General features: G+C 72.9%; 17 protein-coding genes and 1 tRNA gene. 5 read left to right on the forward strand and 13 right to left on the reverse strand.

Features of this window, described 5'->3' with window-relative positions; translation table 11 throughout:
• Window positions 1-439: 439 nt before the first annotated feature.
• A tRNA-Tyr gene (locus tag IGA62_RS09025) sits at window positions 440-523 on the reverse strand.
• A gap of 140 nt (window positions 524-663) precedes the next feature.
• Between IGA62_RS09025 and IGA62_RS09030 the strand changes: the two genes are divergently transcribed.
• The gene (locus IGA62_RS09030) at window positions 664-1,158 is read left to right on the forward strand and encodes a YajQ family cyclic di-GMP-binding protein (protein ID WP_145815434.1); all 495 of its coding nucleotides are present in this window, start codon (window positions 664-666) and stop codon (window positions 1,156-1,158) included.
• 177 nt (window positions 1,159-1,335) lie between these two features.
• A complete protein-coding gene (locus IGA62_RS09035; protein ID WP_145815433.1) occupies window positions 1,336-1,836 on the forward strand; it encodes a GNAT family N-acetyltransferase in 501 nt (166 codons plus the stop codon).
• Between the two features lie 9 nt (window positions 1,837-1,845).
• On the opposite strand, the gene IGA62_RS09040 is transcribed toward IGA62_RS09035, so the two are convergent.
• From IGA62_RS09040 to IGA62_RS09075, 8 genes are all read right to left on the reverse strand, one after another.
• On the reverse strand, window positions 1,846-3,111 hold the full coding sequence (locus IGA62_RS09040) for an MFS transporter (protein ID WP_145815432.1): 1,266 nt from the start codon (window positions 3,109-3,111) through the stop codon (window positions 1,846-1,848).
• Between the two features lie 168 nt (window positions 3,112-3,279).
• On the reverse strand, window positions 3,280-4,155 hold the full coding sequence (htpX, locus tag IGA62_RS09045; RefSeq protein ID WP_145815431.1) for a zinc metalloprotease HtpX: 876 nt from the start codon (window positions 4,153-4,155) through the stop codon (window positions 3,280-3,282).
• 145 nt (window positions 4,156-4,300) lie between these two features.
• Window positions 4,301-5,776, reverse strand: a complete 1,476-nt coding sequence (locus IGA62_RS09050) for an NADH-quinone oxidoreductase subunit N (RefSeq protein ID WP_232624930.1) — start codon at window positions 5,774-5,776, stop codon at window positions 4,301-4,303.
• Entirely contained in the window at window positions 5,773-7,314 is a 1,542-nt protein-coding gene (locus IGA62_RS09055) for a complex I subunit 4 family protein (protein ID WP_145815430.1), read from the reverse strand. The genes IGA62_RS09050 and IGA62_RS09055 overlap by 4 nt, the downstream gene beginning before the upstream one ends.
• 34 nt (window positions 7,315-7,348) lie before the next feature.
• Window positions 7,349-9,286 carry an NADH-quinone oxidoreductase subunit 5 family protein gene (locus IGA62_RS09060; protein WP_145815429.1) on the reverse strand — a complete coding sequence of 646 codons (1,938 nt, stop codon included), beginning with the start codon at window positions 9,284-9,286 and terminating at the stop codon, window positions 7,349-7,351.
• Window positions 9,283-9,654 carry an NADH-quinone oxidoreductase subunit NuoK gene (nuoK, locus tag IGA62_RS09065; RefSeq protein ID WP_145815428.1) on the reverse strand — a complete coding sequence of 124 codons (372 nt, stop codon included), beginning with the start codon at window positions 9,652-9,654 and terminating at the stop codon, window positions 9,283-9,285. Before nuoK ends, IGA62_RS09060 begins: the two co-directional genes overlap by 4 nt.
• On the reverse strand, window positions 9,651-10,199 hold the full coding sequence (locus IGA62_RS09070) for an NADH-quinone oxidoreductase subunit J family protein (protein ID WP_145815427.1): 549 nt from the start codon (window positions 10,197-10,199) through the stop codon (window positions 9,651-9,653). Before IGA62_RS09070 ends, nuoK begins: the two co-directional genes overlap by 4 nt.
• A complete protein-coding gene (locus IGA62_RS09075) occupies window positions 10,196-10,786 on the reverse strand; it encodes a NuoI/complex I 23 kDa subunit family protein (protein ID WP_145815426.1) in 591 nt (196 codons plus the stop codon). The genes IGA62_RS09070 and IGA62_RS09075 overlap by 4 nt, the downstream gene beginning before the upstream one ends.
• A gap of 115 nt (window positions 10,787-10,901) precedes the next feature.
• Between IGA62_RS09075 and IGA62_RS09080 the strand changes: the two genes are divergently transcribed.
• Together IGA62_RS09080 and IGA62_RS09085 are read left to right on the forward strand one after the other, a co-directional pair.
• The gene (locus IGA62_RS09080) at window positions 10,902-11,477 is read left to right on the forward strand and encodes a Uma2 family endonuclease (protein ID WP_145815425.1); all 576 of its coding nucleotides are present in this window, start codon (window positions 10,902-10,904) and stop codon (window positions 11,475-11,477) included.
• A 105-nt stretch (window positions 11,478-11,582) separates the two neighbouring features.
• Window positions 11,583-12,653 carry a glutathione S-transferase family protein gene (locus IGA62_RS09085; RefSeq protein ID WP_377464327.1) on the forward strand — a complete coding sequence of 357 codons (1,071 nt, stop codon included), beginning with the start codon at window positions 11,583-11,585 and terminating at the stop codon, window positions 12,651-12,653.
• A 51-nt stretch (window positions 12,654-12,704) separates the two neighbouring features.
• On the opposite strand, the gene nuoH is transcribed toward IGA62_RS09085, so the two are convergent.
• Both nuoH and IGA62_RS09095 read right to left on the reverse strand, forming a co-directional pair.
• Window positions 12,705-13,667 carry an NADH-quinone oxidoreductase subunit NuoH gene (nuoH, locus tag IGA62_RS09090; protein ID WP_145815424.1) on the reverse strand — a complete coding sequence of 321 codons (963 nt, stop codon included), beginning with the start codon at window positions 13,665-13,667 and terminating at the stop codon, window positions 12,705-12,707.
• Window positions 13,667-14,272, reverse strand: a complete 606-nt coding sequence (locus tag IGA62_RS09095) for an NADH-quinone oxidoreductase subunit C (protein WP_145815423.1) — start codon at window positions 14,270-14,272, stop codon at window positions 13,667-13,669. The genes nuoH and IGA62_RS09095 overlap by 1 nt, the downstream gene beginning before the upstream one ends.
• Window positions 14,273-14,426: 154 nt before the next feature.
• Here IGA62_RS09095 and IGA62_RS09100 point away from each other — a divergent pair, with 154 nt between their 5' ends.
• A complete protein-coding gene (locus tag IGA62_RS09100) occupies window positions 14,427-15,473 on the forward strand; it encodes a glucose 1-dehydrogenase (RefSeq protein WP_145815422.1) in 1,047 nt (348 codons plus the stop codon).
• Window positions 15,474-15,559: 86 nt separating this feature from the next.
• Here the strand turns inward: IGA62_RS09100 and IGA62_RS09105 are convergent, their stop codons facing one another.
• Both IGA62_RS09105 and IGA62_RS09110 read right to left on the reverse strand, forming a co-directional pair.
• The gene (locus tag IGA62_RS09105; RefSeq protein ID WP_145815421.1) at window positions 15,560-16,876 is read right to left on the reverse strand and encodes a DUF2252 domain-containing protein; all 1,317 of its coding nucleotides are present in this window, start codon (window positions 16,874-16,876) and stop codon (window positions 15,560-15,562) included.
• Window positions 16,877-17,053: 177 nt separating this feature from the next.
• Window positions 17,054-17,635 (reverse strand): NADH-quinone oxidoreductase subunit B, encoded by a 582-nt coding sequence (locus tag IGA62_RS09110; RefSeq protein WP_145815420.1) that lies wholly within the window; start codon window positions 17,633-17,635, stop codon window positions 17,054-17,056.
• Window positions 17,636-17,656: the final 21 nt, after the last annotated feature.

Raw genomic sequence — 17,656 nt, forward strand, 5'->3', positions numbered from 1 at the left:
CGGACCGTAGCCCACGGATGCGTGCCCAGCGACCGGGTTGTTCGTGGCCGGATGCAGAGAGCCAAACGCCGATCCAGTTGCCGAATGCGGGGGCGATCAGGCGACCCGGACTTTGCCGAACGGCTACGGAGTGGTGGTCTTGGGAACTACGGATTAGGTGGCACCTGTGCCAGCCACGTGCCAGAAGCCGATGCTCTAAACGGGCACGAGCGGGCACGAGTTGACACCCACTCCTCTGCCACGAGCAGGCGTTTCGGCTATCTCGGGGCCGTGATCTTCGCCCTTCCAATCCGAGGGTGTGGGCGCGATCAACTGAACCTCCGTCGTGCCCGTTCCGTGCCCGATCGGCCGGGGAAGAGGGGCCAACAGCGGTCAACGGCAGCCGGAGACGACGAAGGCCCCTGACTAGCTTCCGCAGGTCAAGGGCCTTGCCGTTCCCTGGTGGCGGGTAGAGGATTCGAACCTCTGTAGCTTTCGCGACGGATTTACAGTCCGCTCCCATTGGCCGCTCGGGCAACCCGCCAGGGCGTGCCGCCGCGTCGTAACGCGGTAGCGGAGCAAGGATAGCGGCTCCACCCCGGGTCTGTGCAACCGGGTACGGTCAGGGGGTCGTACCGCTCGACCGCAGCAGAGTCAGCCAGCCGGACAAGCAGGAGCATCAGCATGGCAGCGAACCCGTCGTTCGACATCGTCAGCAAGGTCGACCGTCAGGAGGTCGACAACGCCCTCCGTCAGGCGGAGAAGGAACTCGCGACGCGGTTCGACTTCCGGGGCACCGGCGCGGAGATCTCCTGGTCGGGCGAGGAGGCGATCAGCCTCCAGGCGGAGACCGAGGAGCGGGTCCGCGCCGCGCTGGATGTCTTCAAGGAGAAGCTGGTCAAGCGGAACATCTCGATGAAGTCGCTGGACGCCGGGGACCCGCGTTCGTCGGGCAAGGTCTTCAAGATCGACTGCAAGGTGATCCAGGGCATCGACTCCGACAAGGCGAAGGCGATCAGCAAGAAGATCCGGGACGAGGGGCCGAAGGGCGTCCAGGCGCAGATCCAGGGCGACCAGCTCCGCGTCACCGGCAAGAAGAAGGACGACCTCCAGGCGGTCATCACCCTGCTCAAGGCCGAGGACTTCGGGGTCGCCCTCCAGTTCACCAACTACCGCTAGGACAGGCGTCACCAGATCGTCGGCACGGTCGGCCGGCACCCTCGGGTCCCGGCCGACCGGACCATCCGGCAGCCGTCGAAGGATCCGGACGAGGACGACCGGGAGAGGACTTCCGGCCGGCGCACGACGACCGGGAGAGGACTTCCGGCCGGCGCACGACGACCAGGAAGCGTGGGCATGCGGTTACGGGACGTCGAGCCGGGCGACGGTCCGGCGTACGTGCGGATGCGCTGTGACCCGGAGATGATGGCCCACCTCGGCGGGCCGTACCCCCAGGAGCGGGCCGAGGCCCAGGTGGGTCACGACCTCGCCCTGGTCGCCAGCGGCGCCGGCATGGTCAAGATGATCGTGGTGGGCTCGCCGAAACCGGAGACGGTCGCCGGAACGGTCACCCTGTGGCGGCACGAGATCGACGGGGCAGCGGCGGCGGAGATCGGCTGGATGGTGCTTCCCGGGCACCAGGGGCAGGGCCTCGCCCGCTGGGCGGTGTCGGGCGTGCTGGACGAGGCCCGCCGGGACGGCCGGTGGAGCGTGGTGCACGCCTTCCCCGGTGTCGAGAACGACGCCTCGAACCGGCTCTGCCGCCGGCTGGGGTTCACGCTGGTCGGCGAGCGGGAGACGCCGTTCCGCGACCAGCTCTTCCGCACCAACCACTGGGTGCTCGACCTGCGGGGCTGATCGAACGGGTCAGGCCGCGTCGGCGGCGAGCGCGTGCTCGGTGCGTACCGCCTGGGCCTCGGCACGGGCGATGGAGCCGCCGGGGCGGCCCGCCACCCCGGCCGCAACGACGACCGCCGCCCCGGCGAAGACGAAGGCCCACGGGACGCCGCCGTGGTCGACGATCAGCCCGGCCGCCGCGCTGCCGGCGGCGCTCGCGCCGACCGACATGGTCACCACCCAGGTGTACGCCTCGTTCAGCATCCCGACCGGGGTGACCCGGCCGACCATGGTGTTCTCCAGGGTGAGCGCGGGGGCGATGGTCGCTCCCCCGACCACCAACGCCACGCCGAGCGCCAGCGGGGTGGGCATCGCCGCGAAGACCAGGAAGCTGGCCCCCACGCCGCCGAGCAGCCAGGCGAACTGGCGGGTCATGTTCCGGGCCGGTCGGCGGGTGCCGAACCAGAAGCCGCCGACCGCGCTGCCCACGCCCCAGACGGCGAGCAGCACACCGGCGAGGCTCTCCGCGTCGCCGTCGGTGGAGGCGCTCGCGTACGCCGGCACGGTCACCCCGGCCGCGCCGAACGCGATGCCCAGCCCGGCGACGCAGAGCAGCAGGGCGGGAAAGCCGGGCACCCGGAGTGGGCCGAGCCCTTTGGCGTGGGCGTGCCGGGGGTGCGGCTGCCAGTTGCGCATCACCCGGCCGAGGGCGACCACGCTGGTGCCGACCAGGGTGACCACGGCCGACCCGACCAGGGCGGCCCGGGCGTCGGCGACCAGCACGAAACCGGCCACCAGGAGTGGGCCGAGGACGAAGACGACCTCGAAGAGGGTGGTCTCCGCGGCCAGCGCGGTGTTGCGCAGGTGGTAGCGGCCGCTGGCGACGGTGGTGAGGTCGTTCCAGGCGCCCCGGATGGCGGCGGTGAGCGGTGGGTACGTCGCACCGGCCAGCCCGGCCGCGGCGTAGATCAGGGGCAGCGACTCGGCCCCGGAGCGACCGGCCAGCAGCAGGCCGACCAGGGCGAGCGGGTGGGCGATCCCGGTGGCGAGCAGGACCGGGGTGGGGCCGATCCGGTCGGCGATGCGGCCGGCCACCGGGCTGCACGCGGCACCCGCGATGGCGTACGTGGCCCCGGCGACGGCGGCCAGCGCGTACCGCCCGGTGGCCTGCTCCACCAGCAGCAGCAGCGCCAGCGAGGTCATACCGATCCCGAGCCGGCCGATGATGCCGGTGACCAGCAGCACCGGCGCTCCGGGGATCCGCCAGACGTCCTGGTACCGACTCAGCCCGGCCACGGTTTCTCCTCTGCTGCGGGCGCAGCCGTTCGCGCCCGCGGTGAGCGGTGATGGTGTGTGGCGGCGCGGTAATGGGCGGACGGCTCTACGACCCTGACGCCGGACGGTCCGACCATAACCCGTCGGCGTGGGCAGGAAGAAACGGTTACCGCACTGCCCGGGGTCGGGTCAGCGCTGGAACTGCACCGGACCGCTGTTCGCGGCCAACTGCTCCAGCCGGCGTACCCGCTCCTCCATCCGCGGGTGGGTGGAGAAGAGGTTGGCGACGCCCCCGCCCTTGAACGGGTTGTCGATCATGAGGTGCGCGGTGCTGGTCAGCTGCCCCTGGGCGGGGAGCGGGCGACGCTGGGTACCCACGTGGATCTTCCGGAGGGCGCTGGCCAGGGCGAGCGGGTCCCGGGTGAGCTGCGCGCCCGAGGCGTCCGCCTGGAACTCCCGGTTCCGGCTGATCGCCAACTGGATCACCGTGGCCGCGATCGGACCCAGGATGATCGTCAGCAGCAGTACGGCCGGGTTCGGGCTGTCCTCGTCGTCCCCGCCGCCGAGCGGGATGAACCACGCGATGTTCGCCAGCATGGTGATGATGCCGGCCAGGCCGGCGGCCACGCTGGAGATCAGGATGTCCCGGTTGTAGACGTGGGACAGCTCGTGCCCGATGACGCCCCGCAACTCCCGTTGGTCGAGGATCTCGGTGATCCCCTGGGTGACGCAGACCGCCGCGTGCTGCGGGTTGCGGCCGGTGGCGAAGGCGTTGGGCTGTGCGCTGGGGCTGACGTAGAGCCGGGGCATCGGCTGCCGCGCCTCGGTCGACAGCTCGCGCACCATCCGATACAGCTCCGGGAACTGTGCCTCGCTGACCGGCTGGGCCCGCATGGAGCGCAGCGCCAGTTTGTCGGAGTAGAAGTAGGTGACGCCGTTCATGACCAGGGACACCACGACGGCGACGACCATGCCGGTGCTGCCGCCGAACCAGTAGCCCACCGCGACGATCAGCGAGGTGAGCAGGCCGAGCAGGGCGGCGGTCTTCAGACGGTTGTGATGCACGATCACTCCTTCGGTGCCCGGATCCGGCGGGATCCGTCAACCGGGACAACAATCCGGTTCCCCGCAACCGTCCCTCTCATGACTGTGAGTTACCTGAGAAGGGCACGCAGCGGCACCGACAACCACCCTGAGCGGGACGCGGCGGCTACACCAGACCGAACAGGAGCTGCGGGGCGAGACCGAGCACGACCGCCACGGCGGTGGCGACCGCCAGCGTGGCGATGACACTCCGTGACGGTCGACGGCTGGCCGTCGGCACGGTCGGGGAGCCGTACAGGGTCGCGGCGACCCGCAGGTAGTACGCCAGGCCGACCACCGCGTTGAGGGCCACCACCAGCGCCAGCCAGCCGGATCCACCCGCCACCAACGACCGCACCACGGTCACCTTCGCGAACAGCCCGGCCAGCCCCGGCGGCAGCCCGGCCAGCCCGACCAGGGCCAGCCCGAACGCCGCCCCGGCCCAGCGGTGCCGCCGTGCCGCACCCCGGTAGTCCTCGACGGTGCCGCCGTCCGCCCCGTCCGGGCGTAACGCCACCACGCCCGCGAAGGCGGCCAGTTCCAGGACCACGAAGAAGACCGCGTACGCCACCGCGGCGGCGTACCCGGCCGCGCGGGCGTCGGCGGTGCGCCCGGCGGCCAGCGCCAGCGCGCCCAGCGGGGCGAGGATGTAGCCGGCCTGGGCCACCGAGGACCAGGCGAGCAGCCGGACCATCCGCCGCTGCCGCAGCGCCACCAGGTTGCCGACGGTCATGGTGAGCGCGGCCAGCAGGGCCAGCACCGGGCCGGTGACGGTCGCCGGCAGCGCGTACTGGACGACGGCGAGCAGCGCGACCACCCCGCCGAGTTTCGAGGCGGTCGACAGGTACGCGGCCACCGGCACCGGTGCGCCGTCGTAGGTGGCCGGCGCCCAGGCGTGGAACGGCACCGCCGCCACCTTGAACGCCAACCCGAGCACCACCAGGGTCACGGCGACCGAGGTCAGCGGCAGGTCGAGCAGGTCCGTGCCCTCGCTCAGGGCGGCACCGAGCGGACGCAGGTGCAGCCGGCCGGTGACCGCGTAGAGCAGTGCCGCGCCGAGCAGGGTGACCGTGGTGGCCACCACGCTGACCACGAAGAAGGTCACCGCTGCCTCGGCCCCGGCCAGGCTGCCCCGGCGCAGCCCGACCAGCACGTAGAGCGGCAGGGTCAGCGTCTCCAGCGCCACGATCAGGGTGATCAGGTCACCGGCCGCGCCGAGCACCACGCCGCCGGTCATCGAGCAGGCGAGCAGGAAGCAGAACTCCCCCACCGGCACCTGCCCGCCGCGCAGCAGCGGGCCGGCCAGCGCCAGCACCCCGAGGGTGAGCAGGGCGAAGACCGCCCCGACCAGCCCCGCCCGGTCGTCGGCGACCCAGGAGCAGCCGTCGGTGACGCAGAACGTGCCCCGGTCGCCGTCCGCGCCGACGAGCGCCGCGCCGAACGCGGTGGCCGTCGCGCCGAGCGCCCCGGCGGCCACCGTGGCGCGCGGCCGGGCCAGCAGCAGGTCGACCAGGAGCACGAGGACGGCGGTGCCGGCGGCCAGGTACCCCGGCAGCAGCGCGACGTGGTCGACGGACTGCACCACGCTGGTCACCGGGCTCACGGGTGCACCACCTCCAGCAGAGCCGTGACCGGGGCCTCGGCGACCCCGAGGACCAGCGTCGGCACCAGGCCGATCGCGAGGGCGAGCAGGACCAGCGGGCCCCAGGCGGCGAGTTCCGCCCCGGCGATGCCCGGGGAGAGGCCCGCCACCGCCGGACCGGGCCGGCCGTGGGTGACCCGGCGCAGCAGCCGCAGCAGGTACGCGGCGGTGAGCGCCCCGCCCACCGCGGCGAGCACGCCGAGCGTGGTCCAGAGCGCCCCGCCGGCCTCGATCGCGGCCACCACGGCGAACGCCTCGCCCCAGAACCCGGCGAGGCCGGGCAGGCCGAGCGAGGCGACCGCGGCGAAGGCGAGCAGCCCGGCCAGGCGGGGCGCGGTCTCCCGCAGCCCGGACAGGTCGGCCAGGTCACCGGTGTGGGTACGGTCCTTGACCGCCCCGGCGAGGAAGAACAGCAGGCCGGTGATCACGCCGTGCGCGACGTTGCCGATCAGGGCCGCCTGGATGCCGGTGGCGGTGAGCGTGGCGATGCCGAGCAGCACGAAGCCCATGTGTCCCACGCTGGAGTACGCGATCAGTCGTTTCAGCTCGTCCTGGGCCAGGCAGACCAGCGAGCCGACGAGGATCGCCGCGACGGCGAGCACGCCGAGCACCGGCGCGGCCCAGCGGGCTCCCTCCGGGGCCACCCCGACGGCGATCCGGACCAGGCCGTACGTGCCCATCTTGAGCAGCACCCCAGCGAGGATGACGCTGCCGACGGTGGGGGCCCGGGTGTGCGCGTCGGGCAGCCAGCTGTGCAACGGCCAGAGTGGACTCTTCACCGCGAAGGCCAGCCCGAGCAGGGTGAACGCGGCGATCTGGGTGCCCCGGGACAGCCCCGTCCCGCCGGTCAGCGCGACGACGTCGGCGGTGCCGGCGGCCGACACCACGACGTAGACGCCGACCAGCAGCAGCACCGAGCCGGCGAGGGTGTAGAGGGCGAACTTCCGCGCTGCCGCCCGCGCCGCGTCCCGGTCCACCGGGCGGCCACCGGACCCGCCCGTGCCGCCCCAGCCGGCGATGACCGCGTACATGGGCAGGAGGACGACCTCGAAGAAGAGGAAGAAGAGGACCAGGTCGAGGGCGAGGAAGGTGCCGAGGATGCCGACCTCGATCACCAGCAGCAGGGCGACCAGGAGGCTTCCCCGCCCGCCGTCGGGCACCCGCCAGAGGGAGTACCCGCAGCAGAGCAGGGTGAGCAGGGCGGTCAGCACCACCAGCGGGTACGAGATCCCGTCCACCCCGAGGTGGAACCGCAGGTCCAGGTCGGGCACCCAGGGAACGTCGAGCCGGTGCCAGGGGAGCACCCCGGGCGTGGTCGCCGTGTACGCCGTCCAGGTCCGGTCGCCGGTGGCGAGCAGGGCCGCCGCGGCCAGGGTGAGCGCGGCGGCGACCGTACCGGCCAGCCGACCGGCCCGGTCGCCGGGCAGCACGGCGGCCAGGGCCGCGCCGAGCGCGGGCAGCGCCAGCACCGCCACCAGCAGGAACTGACCGGCCGTCATGCGGCACCCCCGGGCGGACAGAGCGGGCAGGCCGTCACACGACACCTCCGACCAGGGCGGCGGCGAGGCCGATGAGCAGGACGCCGGCCAGCACCGCCACCACCGCCCGGGGCAGGGCCGCCCGGTGCAGCGCGGCCAGTCCGCCGCCGAGCCCGGTGGCGGCGCGCCCGCTGCCCTCGACCGCCCCGTCCACCACCCGCTCGTCCGCGGCACGTGCCAGGCGGGCCAGCGCGGCGATCGGGCGCACCACCAGGGCGTGCTGGACGTCGTCGAGCCGGAACGCGGCGGCGAACACCGGCCGCAGCGGGCCGAGCGCGGTCGCCGGGTCGGCGACCGGGTCCCGTCGCCACCGCCACCACGCGAGTCCCGCACCGACCAGGAGCAACCCCACCGGCAGCAGCACCTCGGGGCCGAGGTGGACGAGCACGTGGTCGCCGGCCGGCAGGCTGGTGGCCGGGGTGAGGAGCAGCCGGCGGGCGAAGGCCCGGTCGAAGCCGGCCAGGCCGAGCAGCGCGGCCGGCACAGCGAGCAGCAGGATCGGCCAGCGCATCAGGGCCGGCGGGTCGTGCGGGTGGGCCAGTTCGGCCCGGCTGGCACCGAGGAAGGTGCGCAGCAGCAGTCGGGTGGCGTACCAGGCGGTGACCGCGACGCCGACCAGCCCGGCGAACCAGACCAGCCAGCCGACCCAGGTCGGGGCCGGGCCGCCGCCGTGCCGGGCGGCGTCCTCGGCGGCGGCGAGCACACCCTCCTTGCTGAAGAAACCGGCCAGCGGCGGCACCCCGGCCAGCGCGCCGAGCCCGACCAGCGTGCACCAGAAGGTGACCGGCATCGGCCGGCGCAGCCCGCCCATGCCGGACATCAGCGTGGTGCCGACCGCGTGGATCACCGCACCGGCGGCGAGGAAGAGCAGCGCCTTAAACGCGGCATGGGTGAGCAGGTGGAACAGGGCCGCCGAGGTGGAACCGACGGCCAGCGCCCCGGTCATGTAACCGAGTTGGGAGACCGTGGACCAGGCGAGCACCCGCTTCAGGTCGTCCTGGGCGGTGGCGGCGAACGCGCCGAGCAGCAGGGTGACCGAGCCGACGACGCCGAGCACCGCCAGCGCGACCGGAGCCGCCGCGAACAACGGGTACAGGCGGGTCACCGCGTAGACCCCGGCGGCGACCATGGTCGCGGCGTGGATCAGCGCGGAGATCGGCGTGGGGCCGGCCATCGCGTCCGGCAGCCAGGTGTGCAGCGGGAACTGGGCGCTCTTGCCGGCCACCCCGGCGAGCAGCAGCAGGCAGGCGGCGGTGAGCGTGCCGGTGGCGTGGTCGTGGGCGAGCACGTCGGCGATCCGGAAGCTGCCGGCGCTCACCCCGAGCAGGGCGATGCCGAGCAGGAAGCCGACGTCACCTACCCGGGTGACCAGGAACGCCTTCATCGCGGCGGCCGGGGCCTGCGGCAGCCGCCGGTCGTGGGCGATGAGCAGGTAGGAGCAGATGCCCATCACCTCCCAGCCGACCAGCAGCGGGATCAGGTCGCCGGAGACCACCACCAGCAGCATCGCGCCGGTGAAGAGGCTGATCTGCGCCGCGTAGGGCGGGTACCGGTGGTCGACCTCGACGTCGTCGTCCGGGCCGCGCCGCAGGTAGGTCACCGAGTAGACCTGCACGGCGAGGGCCACCGCGGTCACCGCGACCGCGACCAGCGCCGCCGCGCCGTCCAGCCGGACGCCGAGGGTCACCCGCAAGTCACCCAGCTCGATCCAGGTCCGGGCGTACTCGCTCGGGCCCTCGAGGGTGACCAGCAGGGCCACCGCGAGCAGCAGCGCCCCGGCCGCCCCGGCCACACCGAGGCCGATCGCCGCCCGCCGGGCCCGCTCCCCGCCGTCGGTCCGGCCACGCGCGGAGGGCGCCAGCAGCAGCCCGGTCAGCCCCGCCACCAGGGGTACGGCCGGCAGCAGCGCGCCGAGGGCCTGGACGCGATTCACCGGGCGACCTCCTCAGGGCGCTCGACCGGCCCGCCCGGCCCGCCTCGCTCGGCCGGCTCGGGGCGCTCGGTGAGCGGCACCTCGTCCACCGCCACGCTGGCCCGCAGCCGGTAGAGCTGGAGCACGATGGCCAGCCCCACGCCGATCTCGGCGGCGGCGAGGACGATCACGAACAGCGCGAAGACCTGCCCGCCGTGCGGCAGGGTGGCCCGGACGGTGGTGTCGGCGGTGACCAGGATCAGGTTGACCGCGTTCAGCATCAGCTCGACGGCCATCAGCACCAGCACGGCGTTGCGCCGCCGCAGCACGCCGTAGACGCCGAGCCCGAAGAGCAGGGCAGCGGTGACGTAGGGGATGACCGGTCTCATCGGGCGTCCCCATCCGCCGACCCGTCCGGCCCCGCGTCGGCCACCGGCCGGGAGCCGATCTCCGGTCGGGAGATGACGACCGCTCCGACCAGGGCGGCGAGCAGCAGCACCGAGAGCAGTTCGAACGGGAGGACCCAGCTGCGGAAGATCTCCCCGCCGAGGCGCTCGGCGGTGCCGGCCCCGGGCAGTTCCACCGCCGACCACCGGTACGCGTCGACCAGCAGGACGCTCAGCCCCAGGCCGGTGCCACCGCCGACCAGGGCGGCGGCCCAACCGGGCCGGTCCAGGTCGTCGGAGGCCCCGATCGGAGCGCGGGTGAGCATCACCGCGAACAGCAGCAGCACCACCACCGCGCCGACGTAGATGAGCACCTGCACCCAGGCGACCAGCTCGGCGGTGAGGACGAGATACGACCCGGCCAACGCGCCGAGGCAGACCACCAGGTAGAGGCCGGCCCGGACCAGGTGGCGCGTGGTCACCACCAGGGCACCGGCACCGACCGCCACCGCGCCGAGCGCGAGCAGCAGCACGTCCGCACCGGTCACTCCGCCGTCCCCTCGCCCGGAGCGGCGGTGGGGCGTACCCGGGAGGTGGCCGGACGGGCGGCGGGGCCGGACCCGGCGGCGGCCTTGCGCGCGGCGGTGGACTCCTCCTTGGACGGTTCACCGTTCGGGTCGTGCGCGGGCGGCGGTGGGACGGTGGCCATCCACTGCCCGAGGTGGTCCTTGTCGTGCAGGAGGTCGCGGATGTCGTACTCGGCGTACTCGAACTCGGGCGACCAGTAGAGCGCGTCGAACGGGCAGACCTCGACGCAGATGCCGCAGTACATGCAGAGCGAGAAGTCGATGTCGAAGCGGTCGAGCACGTTGCGCTGGCGGGGGCGGGCCGCGCCGGGCACGGCCACCTCCTCCTTGTGCGAGTCGATGTAGATGCACCAGTCCGGGCACTCCCGCGCGCAGAGCATGCAGACCGTGCAGTTCTCGGCCAGCAGGGCGATCACCCCACGGGACCGGGGCGGCAGTTCGGGGGCCACGTCCGGGTACTGCTGGGTGGTCGAGCGGCGGGTCATCGTCTTCAGCGTGACCGCCAGTCCCTTCGCCAGTCCGCTTCCGGGCACACCGCTGTCACTCATGTCGCCATCCTGCCCTGTGTCCCCGGCGTGCGCGACCACCACCCGGCAGTTGCCGGCGGTACCGTGGCCGGTGGGGAGAACGACACACCGGGAAGCACCGCGAAAGGACAGCCCGATGACCGCCGCGCTGCAGAACGACGATCCGCCCGAGGGCGGATGGACGACCGACGATCTGGACGCGCTGCCCGACGACGGGCGTCGCCGTGAACTGCTCGATGGAGTGTTGCTCGTGTCCCCCTCCCCCACCCGGCTCCACCAGACCGTCGCCATGCGGCTCGGCGTCGCGCTCGAAGAGGCGTGTCCCGACGAGTACGACGTGACCCAGGCCGTGGAGGTGAGGCTCAACCGCTCCCGGTCGTTCATCCCGGACGTGCTGGTCACCACCGCCGAGGCCGCCGCCGGCAACCCCGCCCACTACGCGCCGCACGAGGTGGTGCTGGCGGTGGAGATCGTCTCGCCGAGCACCCGCTCGATCGACCGGGTGCTGAAGCCGGCGCTCTACGCCCAGGCCGGCATCCCGTTCTTCTGGCGGGTCGAGGTGGAGGACGACGCGATCGTGGTCTACACGCACCGCATCGACCCGGTGGACGAGGTCTACACCGAGACCGGGCGGTGGACGAAGGTCGTCGACACCGGGGAGCCGTTCCCGGTGAACCTGCCGATCGCCCGGATCACGCCCCGGAGCCGCTGACCACCTGGCCGGTGGGCGGACCGTGGCAACGGTCGGTCGGCCGTCCGTCCGGGAATCGGACATGATGGGGGCGACAGACGACCTGGCGCACCGCGAGGGGGCGACGTGAGCGACAGCACCGGCAGCGGCTCGGCGACGAGCGACGACGAGGTCCTGGAGCGGACCGGGGGCAAGTACGTCGAGCCGGGTGGTGAGTTCACCCGCGACCAGCGCTACATCGCCACCCGGATCACCGCCGACGGGCGGGACGGCTATCCGGTGGAGCCGGGCCGGTACCGGCTGGCGGTGAGCCGGGCCTGCCCGTGGGCGAACCGGCTGATCATCGTCCGGCGGCTGCTCGGACTGGAGGACGCCATCTCGATGGCGGTGGCCGGCCCCACCCACGACAAGCGGAGCTGGACCTTCGACCTGGACCCGGACGGCCGGGACCCGGTGCTCGGCGTCGAACGGCTGGCGGAGTCCTACTTCAAGCGCTTCCCCGGCTACGAGCGGGGCATCACCGTGCCGGCGCTCGTGGACGTGCCGACCGGGCAGGTGGTCACCAACGACTACGCGCAGATGAGCCTGGACCTGTCGACGGAGTGGACGGCGTACCACCGCGACGGAGCGCCGGAACTCTACCCGGAGCGGCTGCGCGCGGAGATCGACGAGGTCAACGCGCTGGTGTTCGCCGACGTCAACAACGGCGTCTACCGGTGCGGCTTCGCCGGCAGCCAGGAGGCGTACGAGAAGGCGTACCGCCGGCTCTTCGAGCGCCTGGACTGGTTGAGCGACCGGCTGACCAACCAGCGTTACCTGGTCGGCGACTCCGTCACCGAGGCCGACGTGCGGCTGTTCACCACGCTGGTCCGCTTCGATCCGGTCTACCACGGCCACTTCAAGTGCAACCGGCAGAAGCTGACCGAGATGCCGGTGCTGTGGGCGTACGCACGGGACCTGTTCCAGACCCCCGGCTTCGGCGACACCATCGACTTCGACCACATCAAGCGGCACTACTACGAGGTGCACCGGGACATCAACCCGACCCAGGTGGTGCCGCTCGGGCCGGACCTCGCGAACTGGCTCACCCCGCACGGACGGGAGGAGCTGGGGGGACGCCCGTTCGGCGAGGGCACCCCGCCCCCGCCGCCCCCGGCGGACGAGCGGGTCGACCCCGCCCACACCCCCCTGCGCTGAGTCGAGTTCGACGGCCCGGCCGGGTGGTGCCGCTGGCGCCCCGGCCGGGCGTCAGGTCGCGACGCGGACGGCGGCGGTCAGCACGAGCTGGCCGAGCGCCACCGGCACGAGGACCAGCCAGCAGAGGCGCTGGAGCTGGTCCTCGCGGAGCCGTGGGTACGACACCCGGAGCCAGATGATCACGAACGAGACGGCGAAGACCTTCAGCAGCGTCCAGAGCCAGCCGAGGTACGCGTCGCCGAAGGGGCCCTGCCAGCCGCCGAGGAAGAGCACGGTGGTGAGCGCGGCAATCACCACGATGCCGACGTACTCGGCGAGGAGGAAGAAGGCGAACCGCAGGCCGGTGTACTCGGTCATGTAGCCGAAGACCAGCTCGGAGTCGGCGATCGGCATGTCGAACGGTGGCCGCCGGATCTCGGCGAGCCCGGCGACGAAGAACACCACCATCGCGGGGGCCTGCCAGAGCAGCCACCACGGCTGCCAGGCCTCGACGATGCCGGAGAGGCTGAGCGTGCCGGCCGCCATCGCCACCGAGGCGGCGGCCAGCACCAGCGGCAGCTCGTAGCCGAGCAGCTGGGCCGCGCCGCGCAGGCCGCCGAGGAGGCTGTACTTGTTGGCCGACGCCCAGGCCGACATGAGCACCGCCACCACCCCGACCCCGACCACGGCCAGGACGAAGAAGAGGCCGATGTCCAGCGGCTGCCCGACCAGGTCGCCGGGGCCGAGGGGGATCACCAGCAGGGCGAGCAGGTACGGCACCAGCGCCACCACCGGGGCCAGCCGGAACACCGGCCGGTCCGCCTCGCGCGGGGTGACGTCCTCCTTCTGCACGAACTTGATGCCGTCGGCGACGAGTTGCGCCCAGCCGTGGAACCCACCGGCGTACATCGGACCGAGCCGACCCTGCATGTGGGCCATCACCTTGTGCTCGGCCTGCCCCACCACCAGCGGCAGGACCAGGAAGGCGGCGAGCACTCCGACCACCCGCAGGGTCAGCTCCAGCCAGAGGGGCATCAGTGCGTACCCCCGCCGCCACCCGGGGTCGGCGTCGGGCCCCACTCCCCGGGTGCGGGGACACCCGGCGGGCGGACCGCCCGCCGGCCACCGCCGGCCACCGACTCGCCCGGTTCCTTCGCCCCCGGCCAGGGTTTCGCCACCCGGGAGGCGAGCACGAACTCCTTGCGCAGCGGATGCCCCTCGAACTGCGGCGGCAGCAGCAGCGGGCGGAGCGGCTCGTGCCCGGCGAACCCGATGCCGAACATCTCGTACGTCTCCCGCTCGTGCCAGGCCGCGCCGGGATAGACGTCCACCACCGACATCACCTCGGCGGCCTCCCGGGGCACCCGGGTACGCACCAGGAGCCCGTGCCGGTGCGTGGTCGACCAGAGGTGGGCCACCACGTCGAAGCCGCCGTCCAACTCGTCGACGGCGGAGAGCCAGTCGAAGAAGTCGCAGGCCAGCTCGGCGTCGTCCCGTGCCGCGCGCAGCGCGTCCCGCCAGCGGGCCGGTGGCACGTCGACGGTCGCGCGGGCGTACGCCTGGCCGCCGGAGATGCCCGCGACCGCCGCCTCGTCCGCGACCAGCTCGACCAGCCGCCGCCCGACCCCCTCCGCCTCCATGCCCCGATCCTATGGCCCGCCCCGGCTCCGCACCCCACCCCCACTCGTCAGTCGTGACGGTGACGGTGCCCCGCCTCGCGGGTCGTCCCACCGGCTTCATGATCATCTGAGGTAACGCGGTGTACGCGAGGGTGGGAACGGGGAGGATCGGAGGGTGCGGGCGATAACGGTGGCACCCGGGGTGGCGGACTCTCTCCGGCTGGACGAGGCGTGGCCGGAACCGCACCCCGAGGAGGGGGCGATCCTGGTCGAGGCGCTCGCCGTGGGCATCTGCGGCACCGACCACGAGATCATCGCCGGGGAGTTCGGCGAGGCACCCCCGGACACCGACCGCCTGGTGATCGGGCACGAGTCGCTGGGCCGGGTGCTGGAGGACCCGACCGGCAGCCTGCACCCCGGCGACCTGGTCGCCGGGATCGTCCGGCGTCCCGACCCGGTGCCCTGCGCGAACTGCGCCGTCGACGAGTGGGACATGTGCCGCAACGGCCAGTACACCGAGCACGGCATCAAGGCGCTGTCCGGCTTCGCCCGGGACCGCTGGCGGATCCCACCGAAGTTCGCCGTCGGCCTGGATCCCGACCTGGCGCACGTCGGGGTGCTCCTGGAACCGGCCGCCGTGGTGGCCAAGGCATGGGACCACATCGACCGGATCGGCCAGCGGGCCGAGTGGCAGCCGCAGACCGTGCTGGTCGCCGGGGCCGGGCCGATCGGCCTGCTCGCCGCGCTGCTGGCCAGCCAGCGGGGGCTGACCGTGCACGTGCTCGACCGCACCCCGACCGGACCGAAACCGGCGCTGGTGGCGGCGCTCGGCGCGACGTACCACACGAGCACCGTCAACGAGCTGGACTTCGAACCCGACATCATCGTCGAGTGCACCGGCGCTCCGAGCGTGGTGCTGGACGTGATGTGCAAGGCCGCCCCGGTCGGCATCGTCTGCCTCACCGGCGTCTCCAGTGGCGGACGCATCATCGACTTCGACGCGGGCGCGCTGAACCGGACCCTGGTACTGGAGAACAACGTCGTCTTCGGCTCGGTGAACTCCAACCGCCGGCACTGGGAGCTGGCCGCCGGGGCCCTCGGCCGGGCCGACCCGTCCTGGCTCGGCAACCTGGTCACCCGCCGGGTCCCGGTCGAGGCGTACGCCGAGGCGTACCACCCCGGCCCGGACGACATCAAGGTGGTGCTGGAGTTCGCCCGCTGACCGGTCGGGCCGGACCCGTCGACCGGTCGTCCCAGGTCGGCGGGCCGGACCGGCGGGGCGGCCGGTCCGGCGGAGCAGGCGGGGTTCTACAGGCCGGGAAGCTGGCCGTTGCGGAACAGGTCGACGAAGAGCTGGTGGTCCCGGCGGGCCTGGAGCCCGTACACGTGGGCGAACTCCGCCAGGTACGTCACGAAGCCCTGCTCGTCGGCCTCGACGGCGGCGACGATCGCCTCCTCGGTGGAGTAGTCGACCAGGTCGTGGCTGGACTCGTCGTCGGCGACCGAGTGCATCCGGGCGACCGCCCGGCCCAGGTCGGCGATCACGCCGGCCAGCTCCTCCGGCTCGTTGACGTCGGCCCAGTCCAGGTCGGCGGCGTACGGGGAGACCTCGGCGACCAGCTGGCCCACCCCGTTCAGCTCGGTGAAGCCCAGCCACGGGTCGGCGTGCGCCTGGAGTGCCCGCTGCGACTCGGCCGTCCGGTGCCCCTGGTGTGTGAAGTAGCCACGGACGCCCTCGTCGTCGATGTGCCGGGCCACGGCGGGCACCTGGGCCTGCTTCATGTAGATGACGACGTCGTTCTCCAGCGCCTGGGTGTGCCCCTCCAGCAGGAGGTTGTACGACGGCAGGCCGGCCGAGCCGATCCCCACGCCCTTGCGCAGCACCACGTCCTTGACGTGTGCGGCGACCGGTCGCAGCCGGGCGCTGGAGGCGGGCAGCGTGTCCAGGTAGCGGTGGAACGCCTCGCAGACCGCGTCCCGGGTGGCCTCGTCGACCTCGTAGACCCCGTCGCCCAGGGAGAACCGGCGCTCGTAGTTGTCGATGGTGGTCTGCGTGGCGAGCAGGTCGACCCGGGTGTTCAACCGGGCCTGCTGGAGCACGTGGCGCAGCACGCCGTCGGCGTTCTCCAGGGTGATCGAGCCGATCGCGTCGTCCCCGCCGTGCGCGATGGCCCGCAGCTCGGTCAGGTACGACCGGGCGAAGGTCTCCACCAGACCGGTGATCACCTGGTCGGAGAGGGCCTTGGCGTACCCGATCAGCGCCACGCTCGCCACGAACCGTTTGAGATCCCAGGAGAACGGGCCGACGTACGCCTCGTCGAAGTCGTTGACGTTGAACACCAACTGCCCGGAGGCGTTCATGTAGGTGCCGAAGTTCTCCGCGTGCAGGTCACCGTGGATCCACACCCGGCTGGTCCGCTCGTCGAGGAAGCGGTCGTCGGCGTACTCGCCGACCTGGTCGGCGTAGAAGAGGGAGGCGCTGCCCCGGTAGAAGGCGAACGGCGAGGCGGCCATCTTGCGGAACTTGCGTCGGAAGGCCGCCGGGTCGAGGGCCATCGACGCCCCGAACTCCTCGATCAGGACGTCGACGATGTGGGCGGAACGGCGGTCCAGGGTCTGACTCATGGACGCCCACGCTAGCCCCCGCCCGCCACGGCCCGATCTCCGCCTGCCGGCCGGGACGACGGGCCTGATCGAGCGCACGACGGGCCTGATCGAGCGGTGGCCGGCGGCGGATCAGCCGACGGCGAGCGTGCGGACGGCGGCGGATCAGCCGAGGTCGGACAGGCGGATCACGGCGGGTCAGCCGAGGTCGGGCGGGCGGACGACCGGTGCGGTGAGCGACTCGACCGGGCGGGCCGGCGCGGCAGCCGGCAACGGGGCGTCCGCCGGGGAGGCCAGCGGGTCCGGGCGCGAGACGCCGCCGATCCCGGACTGCTCGGCGGCGATCTTCTCCTGGAGACGCAGGATGCCGTGCAGCAGCGCCTCCGGCCGGGGCGGGCAGCCGGGCACGTAGACGTCGACCGGGATGAGCTGGTCGACGCCCTTGGTCACCGAGTACGAGTCCCAGTACGGCCCGCCGCAGTTGGAGCAGGCCCCGAAGGAGATGACGTACTTCGGCTCGGGCATCTGGTCGTAGAGGCGCTTGATCGCCGGGGCCATCTTGTCGGTGACCGTGCCGGAGACCACCATCAGGTCGGCCTGCCGGGGGCCGTGCGCGAAGGGGATCACGCCCAGCCGCATGAAGTCGTGCCGTCCCATGCTGGTGGCGATGAACTCGATCGCGCAGCACGCCAGCCCGAAGTTGAAGACCCAGAGCGAGTAGCGGCGGCCCCAGTTGAGCACGAAACGGATCGGCTCACCGAGCACTCCCGGCAGTTGCACCCCGACCTCCGTCCCCTGTCC

The sequence above is a fragment of the Micromonospora sagamiensis genome (assembly GCF_014680085.1).
GTDB lineage: Bacteria > Actinomycetota > Actinomycetes > Mycobacteriales > Micromonosporaceae > Micromonospora > Micromonospora inyonensis.